General features: G+C 74.0%; 9 protein-coding genes. 2 read left to right on the top strand and 7 right to left on the bottom strand.

Translation table 11 applies throughout. From position 1 onward, the window contains the following. Positions 1-14: 14 nt before the first annotated feature. Genes recD through O9K63_RS11355 form a run of 6 tightly spaced genes read right to left on the bottom strand, consistent with a single transcriptional unit; the run spans position 15 to position 11,026 of the window. Positions 15-1,796, bottom strand: a complete 1,782-nt coding sequence (gene recD / locus O9K63_RS11380; RefSeq protein WP_277237931.1) for an exodeoxyribonuclease V subunit alpha — start codon at positions 1,794-1,796, stop codon at positions 15-17. Continuing rightward, positions 1,793-5,218 (bottom strand): UvrD-helicase domain-containing protein, encoded by a 3,426-nt coding sequence (locus O9K63_RS11375; protein ID WP_277237929.1) that lies wholly within the window; start codon positions 5,216-5,218, stop codon positions 1,793-1,795. The genes recD and O9K63_RS11375 overlap by 4 nt, the downstream gene beginning before the upstream one ends. Further along, positions 5,215-8,736 carry an exodeoxyribonuclease V subunit gamma gene (recC, locus tag O9K63_RS11370; protein WP_277237927.1) on the bottom strand — a complete coding sequence of 1,174 codons (3,522 nt, stop codon included), beginning with the start codon at positions 8,734-8,736 and terminating at the stop codon, positions 5,215-5,217. Before recC ends, O9K63_RS11375 begins: the two co-directional genes overlap by 4 nt. A gap of 46 nt (positions 8,737-8,782) precedes the next feature. Then, positions 8,783-9,754 (bottom strand): threonine ammonia-lyase, encoded by a 972-nt coding sequence (locus O9K63_RS11365; protein ID WP_277237925.1) that lies wholly within the window; start codon positions 9,752-9,754, stop codon positions 8,783-8,785. A 4-nt stretch (positions 9,755-9,758) separates the two neighbouring features. Next, positions 9,759-10,391, bottom strand: coding sequence for a DUF305 domain-containing protein (locus O9K63_RS11360; RefSeq protein ID WP_277237923.1), 633 nt, complete (start codon positions 10,389-10,391; stop codon positions 9,759-9,761). Next, entirely contained in the window at positions 10,388-11,026 is a 639-nt protein-coding gene (locus tag O9K63_RS11355; RefSeq protein WP_277237922.1) for a DUF3105 domain-containing protein, read from the bottom strand. The genes O9K63_RS11360 and O9K63_RS11355 overlap by 4 nt, the downstream gene beginning before the upstream one ends. 95 nt (positions 11,027-11,121) lie before the next feature. Between O9K63_RS11355 and O9K63_RS11350 the strand changes: the two genes are divergently transcribed. Together O9K63_RS11350 and O9K63_RS11345 are read left to right on the top strand one after the other, a co-directional pair. Next, entirely contained in the window at positions 11,122-12,051 is a 930-nt protein-coding gene (locus O9K63_RS11350) for an alpha/beta hydrolase (RefSeq protein WP_277237921.1), read from the top strand. Then, positions 12,048-12,674 (top strand): DUF998 domain-containing protein, encoded by a 627-nt coding sequence (locus tag O9K63_RS11345; RefSeq protein WP_277237920.1) that lies wholly within the window; start codon positions 12,048-12,050, stop codon positions 12,672-12,674. Before O9K63_RS11350 ends, O9K63_RS11345 begins: the two co-directional genes overlap by 4 nt. Here O9K63_RS11345 and O9K63_RS11340 read toward each other — a convergent pair whose 3' ends face one another. Then, positions 12,675-13,613, bottom strand: coding sequence for a LysR family transcriptional regulator (locus O9K63_RS11340; RefSeq protein ID WP_277237919.1), 939 nt, complete (start codon positions 13,611-13,613; stop codon positions 12,675-12,677). Positions 13,614-13,651: the final 38 nt, after the last annotated feature.

The raw sequence follows: 13,651 nt of genomic DNA, 5'->3' as shown, positions 1-13,651 counted from the left end.
GGTGGCGGTCACGGTCACAGGCGGTGCCGCAGCCCGGTCGCCCGCTGGGTGCGCCGGGTGATCGCGGCGCGGATCGCCTCCTGCGAGCCGATGAGCACCACCGACTTCTGCGCGCGGGTGATCGCGGTGTAGAGCAGCTCGCGGGTGAGCAGGCGCGAGTCGGCATCGGGCAGGAGCACGGTCACCGACGTCGCCTGGCTGCCCTGGCTCTTGTGGATCGTCATGGCGTAGGCGGTCTCGACGTCCGCGAGCGAGGTCGCGGCGTGCACCTGCGGCGCCTCCGGCTCGCCGAAGACCCCGACGACGCGGCCCTCGCGCAACGACATCACGCCGGTGTCGCCGTTGAAGAGCCCGAGTCCGCGGTCGTTCGCGGTCACGAGCAGCGGCCGACCCAGCTGGTGGCGGCCGTGCTCCCCGGTGTCCTCGGAGAGCCAGCGCTCGACGCGGTCGTTCCACGGGCCGACGCCCCACGGGCCGTCGCGATGGGCACACAGCAGCCGGTGCTCACCCAGCTCGCGCAGGGCCGCCGGGTGGGCGCCGTCGAGGGCCAGCGCCCGCAGCCGCTTCGCGTGGTCCAGCAGTCGTGGTCGCAGTACCTCGTCGGCGTCGAGCACGTGCTCGACCGGGACGTGCTGCACCGGTCCGCCCGGGCTCGCCGCGGTGAGGATCGCGATCGCCCCGTCGGCGTCACCGACCCGCACGGCCTCCGCCAGGGCGCCGATCTCCTCGCCGAAGCGGTGCGAGGTCCGCAGCCGCGCCACCGGGCTGTCGCCACCGTCGCCGTAGCCGGCGACGAGGTCCGCGAGCACCGCGCCGGCCTCGACGGACGCCAGCTGGTCGGGGTCGCCGACGAGCAGCAGACGTGCGGTCGGACGCAGTGCCTCCAGCAGGCGGGCGGTCATCGTCAGGGAGAGCATCGACGCCTCGTCGACGACGACGATGTCGTGGGGGAGCGGGTTGCCGCGACCCCGGCGGAAGCGGTTGCTGCTGTCGGGGCGCCACCCGAGCAGCCGGTGGACGGTCACGGCCTCGATGTCGGTGCCGAGGCGCTCGCGGTCCGCTCGGGACAGAGCATCGAGGGAGCCGAGGACGGACTCCCGCAGGCGGGCGGCCGCCTTGCCGGTCGGCGCGGCGAGGGCGATGCGCGGGCGGCGACCGGTGCCCGCTGCCTGCTCGAGCAGCAGGGTGAGCAGGCCGGCGACGGTCGAGGTCTTGCCGGTGCCGGGGCCGCCGGCGAGCACGGTGGTCAGGCGCCCGGCGGCGGTGCGCACCGCATCGCGCTGCTCGGTCCAGCTGGCACCGGGGAAGACCCGCTCCAGTCCGGCCTCGAGCATCGCCTCGTCGACGGCCGGCGCGGGGGTGGCGGCGCGACGGGCGAGGTCCTCGGCGACCTGCACCTCCTCGCGGTGGTAGCGGTCGAGGTAGACGAGTCCGTGCTCGACGCGCAGCACCCCGGCCGTGGCGAGCGCGCTGTCGGCCACGCGCCGCAGCCACTCCTGGGTCGACGGCAGCTCGAGCGAGGTGGCCGGCGGCTCCTCGACACCCTCGGGGCTCTCGGTGAGCAGCTCGCGGGCGTGCTCGGGGTCCAGGCTCGTCGACCCCTCGCGGGCCGCGCGCACCACGAGTGCGAGCGTCACCCGGGCCAGCCCGTCGCCCTCCTCGACGAGCTGGGCCAGGCGGGTGGCGACGTGCACGTCGGCGGCCTCGATGATGCCCGCGGTGTTGAGGTCGGCCAGCTCGCCGGTGGCACCGAGGGCCAGTCGGCGGTCGTACCGGTCCTGCTCGATCGTCGTCATCGTGGGCCCTCCGTCCCGGGTCGGTGCCCGTCGAGCAGGTCGGAAACGGCCTCGACCAGGGCGATCGGCGGCTGCCAGGAGAAGACGCCCGTGGGGTGGCCGTCGACGACCGGCGTCCGCTCTCCGGCCATCCCGCGCAGGTACAGGTAGAGCACCCCTCCGAAGTGCGCCTGCGGGTCGTACCCGGGCTGGCGCCAGCGCAGGAAGCGGTGGAGGACCACCCCGTAGAGGATCGCCTGGAGCGGGTAGGAGGAGTGGGTCATCGCCTCGCGCAGGGCGTCAGCGTCGTAGTGCCCGGTGGTCAACGGGGTGTCGACGGGGCCGAGCCAGTTCGTCTTGTAGTCGACGACGAGGTGGCGCCCCCCGACGCGCAGGACGACGTCGACGGAACCGGTGAGGTAGCCGCGCAGCGCCTGGTCCCCGAGCAGTGGGTCGTCGAGGACGTCGGCGAAGGGCAGCACCGGGTCGTCGTCGGGCAGGTGCGCGCGCATGAGCGTGGCGAGGTCGCCGAGCAGGGCCTGGTCGGAGGCATCGGATGCGGCGTCCCCACCCCCGAGCGGCAGCTCGAAGTCCATCTCGCACAGCCGGTCGTGGCTGCCGATGTCGCGCAGCGTCGTCCCCGGCGCCAGCGGACCGAGCGGGGTGTCGATGACGTCGACGAGCGCCTCGGCGAGGGCGTCCCGGTCCAGGTCGGGGACGGGCCAGCGGACGACCTGCTCCTCGATGTGCGTCCGCAGCTCCGCGAGCAGGTCGGGGGCCGAGACGTCGGCCTCCTCCAGCACGGCGTGCACGAGCGAGCCGAACCCGGCGCCGACCGGCAGCTCGGCCATCGGCGACGGGAGGTGACCCCCGTCCTCCCCGTCGGTGGGGACAGCCACCTCCTCGTCCCCGCCCACGGGGGCCGGGTGGGACTCGCCCCCCACGAAGGGGGCGAACGTGGCCCCCCGGACGGGAGCGAGCGGGGTGCTCCCTTCGTCGTCCTGGCGGTCGGTGGCCTCCGGCTCGCTGACGACGAGCTCCTCGGCCGACCGGGGCGCCTCGTCCATCGCGCGGGTGAGCGCCGTGTAGGAGGTGCGGCGCCACTGCGTGTCGATGCTGCGGGTGAAGGACCGCACGGACAGGTCCCTCACCGGGGCGGGCGCCGCGACCGGCACGGCGGTGGGCTCGTCGACGAGCTCCACACGCAGGGCCCCGCGGCGCTCCCACTCCTCCAGCTGTCCCCTCAGGGTGCCGTCGCCGGGGACGGGGTGGTTGGCGGGCACCGGACCCTGACCGTGGGCGCGTCCCAGGAGCAGCCGGTGCAGCGGGGACGGCGAGGTGTTCTGCGCGGACGGGAACCACCAGAGCACGACCTGGCTCTGCGCCCGGGTCATCGCGACGTAGAGCAGGCGCAGCGACTCACCGCTGGCCTCCGCGGTGGCGCGCTGGAGGCGGTCGGCGCGCCCATCGTCGGAGCGGATGCCGATGTCGAGGCACCGGGTGCGGTCCTCGCGGTGGAAGTGGAGCGTGTCCGGCGTGGGCAGCCACCGGTCGGCGACGAAGGGCAGCATGACGACGGGGTACTGCAGGCCCTTGCTCGAGTGGATCGTCGCCAGGTGCACGGCGTCGGCGTCGCTGTCGAGGCGGCGGGCGCGCTCCTCCTTGCGGGCGGCGCCGATCCGCTCGCGCAGCCAGGCCGTCAGCGACGCCAGGCCATCGCCCTCGGTGACCACTCGCTGGTGGAGCGTCTCGCCGACGTGGCGCAGGTCGGTCAGCAGCCGCTCACCGTCGGTCCGTGCCAGGACCCGCGCGTCGAGCCCGTCGGCGCTGGCCGCGGCCAGGACGGCGGCGACCCCGCGACGGGCGAGCAGACCGGCCCACGTGCGCATCCGGTGGGCGACCTCGTCCGTGAGGTCGTCGCCGCCGGCGTCGAGCGTGGCGGCGTCCTTCCCGACGAAGGGGGTCAGCGCCGCCGCGCGGACGCGCTCGGGGCGGTGGGACAGCTCCATCGCCTCGAGCAGGGTCAGCCAGGCGGCTGCTGCGGGAGAGGAGAAGATGCTGTCGCTGGAGACGATGACCGAGCGCAGCCCGACCTCGGTCAGGGCCCGGCGCACCTGGTCGAGCTGGTTGCGGGTGTGGGCCAGGACGGCCACGTCGCCGGCGCGCAGCGCGCGCCCGTCGAAGGTCGTGCCCCCGGCGAGCAGCCGGGTGATCTCCGCGGCGCAGTCCGCGGCGACGAGTGGGCGCACGGCGCCGATCGCCACCGACCGCGCGCCGGCGGGCAGGGCGCGCTCCGTGGTGATGGTGCGCAGCCGCACCGGGGAGAGCATCCCCTCGGGTGCGGTGCCGTCGGCGGTGCCCAGGCGGGAGCCCTCCTTCGCCGCGCTGACCGGGTGCACGACGATGCCGGGGTCACCGAGCTCCGCCCCGCCCAGCAGGACGCCGAGGCTGCGCACGAGGGGTGCGTCGGAGCGGTGGTTCACCCCGAGGGTGTGCTTGGTGGCGGCGCCGGCGGAGGCCGTGAGGTAGGTGTCGACGTCACCTCCGCGGAAGCCGTAGATCGCCTGCTTGGGGTCACCGATGAGCACGAGCGTGCTGTGCCCGGAGAAGGCCCGGTCGAGGACCTGCCACTGCACCGGGTCGGTGTCCTGGAACTCGTCGACGAGCACAACCTTCCACCGGCGGCGCATCCGCTCGCGGGCGGGGGAGTCCTCGTCCTCGAGGGCGTCGGCCAGGTGGGAGAGCAGGTCGTCGTAGCCGAGGACCCCGAGGCGGCGCTTGCGCCGGTCGAGCTCCTCGCGCACGAGGTGGGCGAAGCGCAGCATCCGGGCGTCCGCCGTCCCACCGTCGAGGGCGCTCGGGTCGAGGACGGCGTGGGGGTTCTCGGTGACCGCGCGGGCGATCTCGCCGGCGCGGGCCCGGCTGAAGGCCGGCTCGCCCCCTCCGGCGAAGCCGCGCACGTACAGGTCGTCGACGACCTCGTCGCGCAGGTCGGACAGGTCCTCCACGAGTCGCGAGTGCGGGTCGGAGTCGCCGGCCACGCCGAGCCCGCGCAGCACGAGCTGGCAGAACTGGTGGGTGGTGGCGATCGTCGCCGCGTCGAAGTGGGTCAGCGCGACCCGCAGCCGGCGCTCCACGAGGGCCACCTCGTCGGGGGTGCCCTCCCGCAGCAGGGCCACGACCGGGTCGGCGCTGGGGAGGTCGGGGTCGGCGACGTGCTGGTGGACGTGCCGCAGGTGCTCGCGCACGCGCTCGCGCATCTCGCGGGAGGCGGCCCGCCCGAAGGTGATGACGAGCATGTCCTCCAGCGGCGTGCCCTCGGCGACGTAGCGGGCCACGAGGGCACCGATGGTCCACGTCTTGCCGGTCCCGGCGCTCGCCTCGAGCAGGACCGTGCCGGTGGGCAGGTCCGCGGCGATGTCGAAGGGGGTCAGTGCGCTCATGCGGTCCCCGCGATGTTGTCGTCGGCCGGGCCCCAGATCTTCGGGGCGAGGGTGGCCAGGTCGGTGCCGGGCCCGGCGACGGGCTCGAGCAGGACGGCGAAGGGGGCCTTGCTCCCGTGGACGAGCTGCCACCACGCGTCGTCCTGCTCGCCGGGGATCACCCCGCCGTTGCGCATGGTCGTCGGCAGCCACTCGTCCTCGGCGCGCTTGGTCGCCGCCTGCCCCAGCGCGGGGTTGCGGCCGATGACCTCGGCCCAGGCGCGCGCGGTCTTCACCGGCAGCGGCAGCGCGGTGGTCAGGCCGAGGGCGTAGAGGTCGACGAGGGCGGCCAGGTGCGAGCGGGCCGCGGCGAGCGTCAGGGGCCCGCGGGTGGTGCGGGCGACCGACCCCTTCGAGCCCTTGCCCAGGGCAGAGGCCATCCACGGCTCGTCCTCCTGCCCGGCCGCGGTCAGGGCGAGCAGCCGGATCCACGAGCCGATCTCCTGCTTGGGCCCGAGCCGCGAGTAGGTGACGTCGACGTGGTGCAGCCCGTGGACGCCGTCGACGGCGCCGGTGAGGCGACGCCCCCCGGGGAGGGGCACCTCGACGTCGACCGTCCGGACGGGATCCGCCGGGCCCTGCGCCACCTGGGCCATCAGCTGCTCGACCTGGCGGCCGATCTCCTCGAGGGCGATCTCCCCGAGCCCGGCGGGCGGGAGCTCACCGCGCAGCAGCTCGGCCCGGTAGATGTCGTGTGCGTCCTCGCCGGCGAGTCGGGCACGCAGGGTGCGCTCGCCGATGGCCCACTTCTGCAGGCCGTCGAGGTCGATCGGCAGTCGATCACTGACCTCCTCGGCCTCGTGCGACACCCCGACCTGCAGGCGACCCCGCAGGAAGCCGCGGGCGGGGTTCTCGAAGAAGCGGATGAGGTCGGCGAGGGCGATGTCCTCCACGGCCGTGGCCGGCAGCGGAGCGGTGAGGAGACGGCCCGGCGGGATGCGCTCACCGTGGCTGGCGCGGGCCGCGCCGAGCGCCGAGCGGTCGAAGGTGAAGGGCTCGGGAGAGCCCGTCGAGCCCGCCGATGGAGCGCCGCCGAGGGCCCCCGGCTCGAGGTTGCGCGCGTCGAAGGGTTGCAGCGGGTGCTCGACCACCTCGAGCGGCGCGCTCGTCGTCTCCCGGGCGGCATCGATGAGCTCCCCGAGCGGCACGGCCGGCGGGCAGGGCTGGCCACTGTGCGCGTCGGCGCCGGTGTAGGCGATGACCAGGCGCTCGCGGGCCGCGAGGACGGCGTCGAGCAGCAGCTGGCGGTCCTCGCTGCGGGCGTCGCGCTCGCCGGTCAGCGGCACCCGGGCGAGGACGTCGTCACCGTCGACGGACTGCTGGCGCGGGAAGGAGTCATCGTCCATCCCCAGCAGGCAGACGACACGGTGGGGCACCGAGCGCATCGGGGTCATCGTGCAGACCGTCAGCCCGCCGGTGCGGAAGCTCGCCCGGCTCGGCCGACCGGCCAGCTGGTCGGCGAGCAGGACACGCACGTCCGCCAGGCGCAGCGTCGCCCCGCTGCCGTCGTCGGCGTGCCGGGCGGCGCGTGCCAGGGTGCGCTGGAGGTCCCCGATCTGCCAGCGATCGCGCAGCGGCACGTCGGTCAGGGACAGCACGGTCTCGGTCAGCGCGCTCATCCACTCACCCGCCGTGCGGGCACCCTCGAGGGTGTCGAGGCCGGAGCCGATCCGCTCGAGCATCTCGGTGACGCGGCCGACGAGGTCGACGGAGCCGCTGCCGACGTCGTCGAGCGGCATGACGTCACCGACCTGCAGGGGGCCGTCGGCGGAGACGGCGACGCCGAGCAGGAGCCGGTCGAGGCCGAACCGCCACGTCCCCTGGTGCTCCACCTCCATGCGGAAGGGGGCGCGGTGCTCCTGGTCGTAGCCCCACCGGATGCCGGAGTCGCCGACCCACGTGGTGAGGGTCTCGAGGTCCTCGTCACCGATGGCGAAGCGACGGCGCACCGGCTCGGTCGCGGCGAGGTCGAGCACCTCGCTCGCGGTGAGGCGCCCGCCGGCGAGGGCGACGACCCGGTCGGCGACGTCGAGGAGCGGGTTGGTCACCCGCTGCGAGCGGTCGGCCAGACGCACCCGCAGGCGGTGCGCGGGGTGGGTGTCGACGCCCTCGGCGTCGGTGCCGTGGTCGCCGAGGCCGAAGGCCGCGCCGATGAGCGGTGCGTAGGTCTCGACGTCCGGGCACATGATCAGCACGTCGCGGGGCTCGAGGGTCGGGTCGTCCTCGAGGAGGCCGACGAGCACCTCGCGCAGCACCTCGACCTGACGGGCTGGCCCGTGGCACGCGTGGACCTGGATCGAGCGGTCTGCGTCCGGGACGGACCGAGCTGCCTGCTCCGCGGCATCCGGCACGTGGTCCTCGCGCAGGTCCGACTGCAGCCAGCCGAGGACACTCGTCGGCGGGGTGGTTTCGAGGGTCGGCCGCTGACGGCCTCCCACCCCAACCACCGGCGGCTGAGGTGCGACGAGCTCCAGCGAGGAGCCTCGAAGCCCGGTGACGTCGAACGAGGACCCCAGCACCCGCACGAGCTCGCGGGAGTCGCGCCCGAGCGAGGCGAGCAACGGGTGGTGGACGAGGTCGCTCGTCGCGTCCCGGGACCGCGGCACGATCCCGCTCGCCCCGGAGTCGGTGAGCCGGTCCCACAGCGCCGGCGAGGGCTGGGGCAGCCACAGGTGCACGTCCCGGGAGAGCCCGAGGGCCTCGAGCAGCTCGACCTCGGTGACCGCCAGACGGGTGTGGCCGAAGAGGGACAGTCGCTCGGGCAGGTCCAGCACTGGCCCGCTGATGCCGTGTCCGGCACGCTCGCCGAGGTGCGAGGGCCCCCCGGCCCCGAGCCCGGAAGGGCTCCCGAGTCCACGCAGCGCCGCCACCGTCTCGCGGTGCCGCACGTCCGGTGGGGGTGCGTCGACGCGCTCCACGAGGCGCCGCCACAGCTCGGGCTGCCAGGTCAGGTCTTCGTCGAGGGGGCCGGCGACACCAGCCGTGTCGCGCCCCTCTCCCCAGTCGGTGAGCATCGTCGGGCGGCTCTGGCCGTACCGGTGGAAGAGGCGCGCCAAGCGCAGTGCGACGGAGTAGCGCCGACCCACCCGCACCTCGAAGACGTCCTCGTCGACCGCCCCGTGGCCGAGGTGTCGGCTGAGCGCGGCGCACCACGGCTCGCCGATCGCGGCATCGATGACCTCGAGGAGGGGCCACACGAGGTGCTGCGGCAGCCACGGGTCGTCCTCGTCGCGGTCGGTGAGCATCGTGACGAGGGAGCGCGGCCGCAGGAAGCGGACACCCGCGCAGACACCGTCACCGCCCCCGTCGCCCGCGCCGAGGCGGTGGGAGAGACGCTGCGCCAGCCACCGCTCGATGCCCTGCTCGGGCACGACGACGACCTCCTGGGCGAAGGGGTCGGGCAGCGGGCTCGACAGCAGCTCGCCGAGGCCCTCGGCGAGGAGGTCGGTGCGCTGCGCGCGGTGGAGGTGAAGTGCCACGGTGCGACCGTATCGGGCGGTGGTGACAGGCGAACGGGGCGTGCGGTCAGCCCTCGCCGAGGACCTCGGCGTAGACCGACGCGTCGACATTGCCACCCGAGGCGACGAGCACGACGGTCCGCCCCGCGAAACGCTCCCGGTGGGCGAGCACCGCCGCCAGCGCCGCGGACCCACCCGGCTCCACGACCAGCTTGAGCGTGCGGAAGGCCTCGCGCATCGCCACCCCGGCCTCGTCGTCGGTGACCGTCAGCGGGTCGACCGGGTGCCGGGAGAGCGCGGCGAGCGTGTGCCGCCCGACGGTCGGGGAGCCGATCGCGTCGAGGAAGACGGGCACCGCCGGCACCTTCTCCACCCGGCCGGAGGCGAGCGAGCGCGCCATCTTGGGGTAGCCATCCCGCTCCACGACGAAGGGGGTCGCCCCCGGGTGCGCATCGCGCACCGCCTCGAAGACCCCCGACGAGAGCCCGCCACCGCTGCACGGGACGACGACCGCGTCGGGGGAGTGACCCCCTTCGCGCAGCTGGTCGACGATCTCCAGGCCGACGGTCCCCTGGCCGGACATGACGCGCACGTCGTCATAGGGGTGCACGAGGGTCAGGCCGCGCTCCTCGACCAGGCCGCGACCGACCTCCTCGCGGTCCTGCGTGGCCGGGTCGTAGAAGACGACCTCGCCGCCCCACCAGCGCACCCCCTCGACCTTGACCCGCGGGGCGTCCTGCGGCATGACGACCGTCGCGCGGGCGCCGGTCATCCGTGCTGACGCCGCCACCGCCTGGCCGTGGTTGCCGGTGGAGAAGGCGAGCACGCCCGCGGACCGCTCGGCGTCGGTGAGTGAGCGCAGCGTGTTCAGCGCTCCCCGGATCTTGAACGACCCGGTCAGCTGGAGCGACTCCGCCTTCACAAGGACCCTGGCGCCGGTGAGCTCGTCGAGCACCGGGGAGGAGAGGAGGGGCGTGACGCGCACCTGCCCCTCGATCCGCCGGGCCGCGTCCCTGATCGTCTCGATCCCGAAGTCCATGGGGTCAGTCGAGCGGCTTCGCGCCGCGCTCCTGCAGCATCTCGGTCATCGTCTCCACCTCGCTGGTCTGCGAGGCGATGATCGATCGGGCGAGGGTCTCGACGGGCTCGTTCTGCGAGTGGTCGAGGGCGGCCTGCGCCATGGGCACGCCCGCCTCGTGGTGGCGGATCATCAGCTGCAGGAAGAGGACCTCGGCCTTCTTGCCGCTGAGCGAGCGCAGCTCCTCCAGCTCCTCGGGCGAGGCCATGCCCGGCATCGTGCCCTCGTCGGTCAGCCGGGCGGCCGGGTCGTCCTCGTGCTCGTGCTCGAGCCCCTGCATCCACTCCATCGGCTCCCCGGGCCCGGTCGGGCTCAGCCCCCAGGCCGCGAGCCACCCGGCCATCTGGCCGGACTGGTTCTCCTGGGTGCGCGCGATGTCATAGGCGAGCGATCGCACGAGCTCGTCGTCGGTGCGGCTGCGCACGATCCAGGACATCTGCACGGCCTGGTCGTGGTGGGTCTTCATGTCCCGGGCGAAGCCGGCGGCGACGCTGTCGTCGGAGGGTGTCTCCTGGCCGCCGACCGAGCCCAGGGCGAGCCCGCCGACGAGCCCGAGGGCGAGCGCGACGAGGACGGCGATGATGGCCTTGGCGCTCACTGGGACATGGCTCCGGACGCGTCCACGCCACCGGTGCAGGCCGCACCCGGCTCAGGGGTCTGCGGGCCCTGGCGGTACTCGGTGACGAAGCCCTTCAGCCGCGGGTCGTCGGCCGAGTCGAGGCCCAGCTGGTGGCCCCAGGCGCTCGCGACGATCTTCGAGGGCATCTCGCCCTCGTAGGGGGAGAGGATCGTGTAGGTGTCGGGGAGGGTCTCCTCGAGCGTCTCGACCTGGCCCTCGGGCAGGTCCGGGTCGTAGGTCACCCACACGGCACCGTGCTCGAGGGAGTGGACGGCGTGCTGGCTCGGCACCGGCTGCTCGTAGACACCGCAGTTGAGCCAGACCGGATTGTGCTCGCCGCCGACGGGCGGCGACTCCTTGTAGTCGATCTGACCCTGGACGTGGTTGCCGCCCTGGTAGTCGTACTCCTTGACCGCCGCGAGGTCGCCGGCGGCCTCGCGCTCCTCGCTCTCGCTGACGATCGCATAGCCGACCATGGCGAGGATCGCGACGATGACCAGGGCGGTGGAGCCGACGAGGAGGAGAGTCCGACGACGCTCCTGGGCCTGCTGCTGCTGGCGTGCCTGGGCCAGCCGGGCATCGCGGGCGGACGTCGGCTTCGACTTCTTGCTCATGGGTCCCTCGGGTTCGGGGGCGGGGGGGAAGTGCGGGGATTATTGCACCGTCAACTGAGGGTCTGCTGAGGGACCGCCGTCGTTACGCTGTCGCCATGCGCGCCGACACCACGACCATCGCCTCCCCCCACGATGGTTCTCCCCTCTTCGTCCGCACCTGGCTGCCCGAGGGTGAGGCGAAGGGGGTGGTGCAGCTGGCCCACGGCATGGCCGAGCACTCCGGCCGCTACGAGCGGTTCGCGCGGGCGCTCACCGATGCCGGGTACGCGGTCTGGACCCACGACCACCGTGGTCACGGCGAGACCGCGAGCCGGCCGGAGGACCGCGGCGTGTACGCCGACGACCACGGCTGGGACGCGGCGGTCGAGGACATCCAGGCCGTCGGCGAGGCGGCGCGGGCGCAGCACCCGGGGCTGCCGTTCTTCCTGTTCGGGCACTCGATGGGCTCCTTCCTCGGCCGCGACCACATCACCCGCTACGGGCAGGACCTCGACGGCGCGGTCTTCAGCGGCACCGGCGGTGACCAGGGGCTGCTCGGCAAGGTCGGCCAGGCCGTGGCGACCCTCGAGTCCCGTGTCCGGGGCCGGCGAGCGACCTCCCGGTTGATGGACACGCTGACCTTCGGGCAGTTCAACCTCGGTTTCCGTCCGACGACGACGAAGTTCGACTGGCTCTCCCGCGACGTCGACGAGGTCGCGAAGTACATCGCCGACCCCCACTGCGGCGAGGTCTTCACGGCCGGTTTCTTCGCGGACATGCTCGGTGGGATCAACGCCCTGCCGAAGAAGGCGTACCTCGTGCCCGCCGACCTGCCGGTGTACTTCGTCTCCGGCGACCGCGACCCGGTGGGTGGCAAGGGTGGCCGGGGCGTGCGCGAGGTCGCCGACGCCTTCGTCGCGGCAGGGGTGCGCGACGTGACGGTGACGCTCTACCCCGAGGCCCGTCACGAGATCCTCAACGAGACCAACCGCGACGAGGTCACGGCCGACGTCATCCGGTGGCTCGACGACCACCTGCCCGCGTGAGCCGGTACCGCCTCGGCGGTGTCCTCCTGCTGCTCGCCGGCCTCTACTTCGTCGGGGAGGCGTGGGCGGCCGCCGGCTGGCAGGGCCGTCCCTACCGCTGGACGGTCGACGCGATCAGCGAGCTCGGCGTCCCGGAGACGCGGTACGCGGGTGGTGAGCCCTTCGCCGCGACCCACCACGCGGTGATGAACGCGACCTTCGTCGCCACCGGCCTGCGGACCCTCCTCGCGGGGGTCGTCCTCGCCCCCTTCGTCCCCCGACGCGCCCGCCGGACGGTGCTCGGCCTCACCGTCGCCTACGGCGTGGGCGTGGTCATCGTCGGGCTCTTCCCGACGGGGATGCCCTCGACGCGGGCGGACCTCCACGGTGTCGGGGCCGTCCTGACGATCGCGGGCGGGAGCGTGCTCCTGCTGGCGCTGGCCGTGTCGCTGTCCGGCCGCCACCGGCGGCTGGCGCTGCTCACGCTCGTCCTGGGGCTCCTGTCCACGGGCGGCACCGTCTGCGGCGTGCTCCAGATCGGTGGCTTCGGCCTCGTCGAGCGGGTCGCCGTCTACACGGTCCTGCTGTGGCAGGTCCTCGCCGGTATCGCCGTCCTGGTCAGCAGGCCCGGCCCACCCGCCTGATCAGTCGCTCGCGGTCAACGGCAGCGAGGTGCTGACGCCCAGCCCCTGCTCGGCCGCAGCGGTGCGGACCGCGTCGATGAAGAGGTCGATCGAGCGCCGGGGCACCGAGGACGTCCGGTGGGCGACCGAGATCGTGCGCATCACCGGCGCCTCCAGGGCGATGATGTCCACCCCCGCCGGCCGCATGGCCAGCGCGAGGTCCGAGACGAGGGTGACCCCGAGACCGGCGGCCGTCAGCGCCAGCGCCGTGGGCTGCTCCTCGACCGTGTGGGCGATCCGGGGCGCGAAGCCCTGCTTGTGGCAGGCGATGCGCACCGCACGCCCGAAGTGCGAGCGCGAACCGGAGAGGATCCACGGGTGCTCCGACAGCTGGAGCAGGGAGACCGTGTCGCCGAGCACGGTCTCCGCGGGCACGGCCGCGTGCAGCCGCTCCACCGCCACGACGGTGCGGGTCAGGCTCGGGTCCCAGTCCATCTCGTGGTCCGAGTAGTCGATGACGAAGGCCGCGTCGAACTTGCCCTCGAGTACCGCGGCGGCGCTCTGCTCGGGGACCAGCTCGGTCGTGTGCACATCGATCCCCGGGTGGTTGGTCGCCAGCGTCGTCAGGGCACGGGGGAGCAGGCCGGCGGCCACCGACGCCCACACCCCGACGTTCAGCTTCGCGATGACGCCCTCCTGGGCCGCCTCGAGCGCGGCCGTGGCGCGCTCGACCGCACCGAGGATCTCCTCGGCGTGCTCGAGGAGCACCAGGCCGAGGTCGGTCAGCTGGACCCGCCGGCCGAAGCGCTCGACCAGCGTGACGCCGACCTCGCGCTCGAGCTGGGCGAGCTGCTGGGAGACCCCGGACGGGCTGTAGTGGAGTGCCGCGGCCGCGGCCGTCACCGTGCCGCGGCGATGGAGCTCGCGCAGCATCTGCAACCGACGCAGGGACAGTTCCATTCACCCAATGTAGGCGTACTTCCCCATCGTGAAGGGGA

The sequence above is a fragment of the Janibacter cremeus genome (assembly GCF_029395675.1).
Lineage (GTDB): Bacteria > Actinomycetota > Actinomycetes > Actinomycetales > Dermatophilaceae > Janibacter > Janibacter cremeus_A.
This window is presented reverse-complemented; position numbering and strand designations above follow the sequence as displayed.

Excerpts from the sequence above, each read along its gene's own strand:
- O9K63_RS11350 (WP_277237921.1), top strand. The coding sequence starts at position 11,122 with ATGCGCGCCGACACCACGACCATCGCCTCCCCCCACGATGGTTCTCCC.
- O9K63_RS11365 (WP_277237925.1), bottom strand. The coding sequence starts at position 9,754 with ATGGACTTCGGGATCGAGACGATCAGGGACGCGGCCCGGCGGATCGAG.
- O9K63_RS11375 (WP_277237929.1), bottom strand. The coding sequence starts at position 5,218 with ATGAGCGCACTGACCCCCTTCGACATCGCCGCGGACCTGCCCACCGGC.
- O9K63_RS11340 (WP_277237919.1), bottom strand. The coding sequence starts at position 13,613 with ATGGAACTGTCCCTGCGTCGGTTGCAGATGCTGCGCGAGCTCCATCGC.
- recD (WP_277237931.1), bottom strand. The coding sequence starts at position 1,796 with ATGACGACGATCGAGCAGGACCGGTACGACCGCCGACTGGCCCTCGGT.
- O9K63_RS11355 (WP_277237922.1), bottom strand. The coding sequence starts at position 11,026 with ATGAGCAAGAAGTCGAAGCCGACGTCCGCCCGCGATGCCCGGCTGGCC.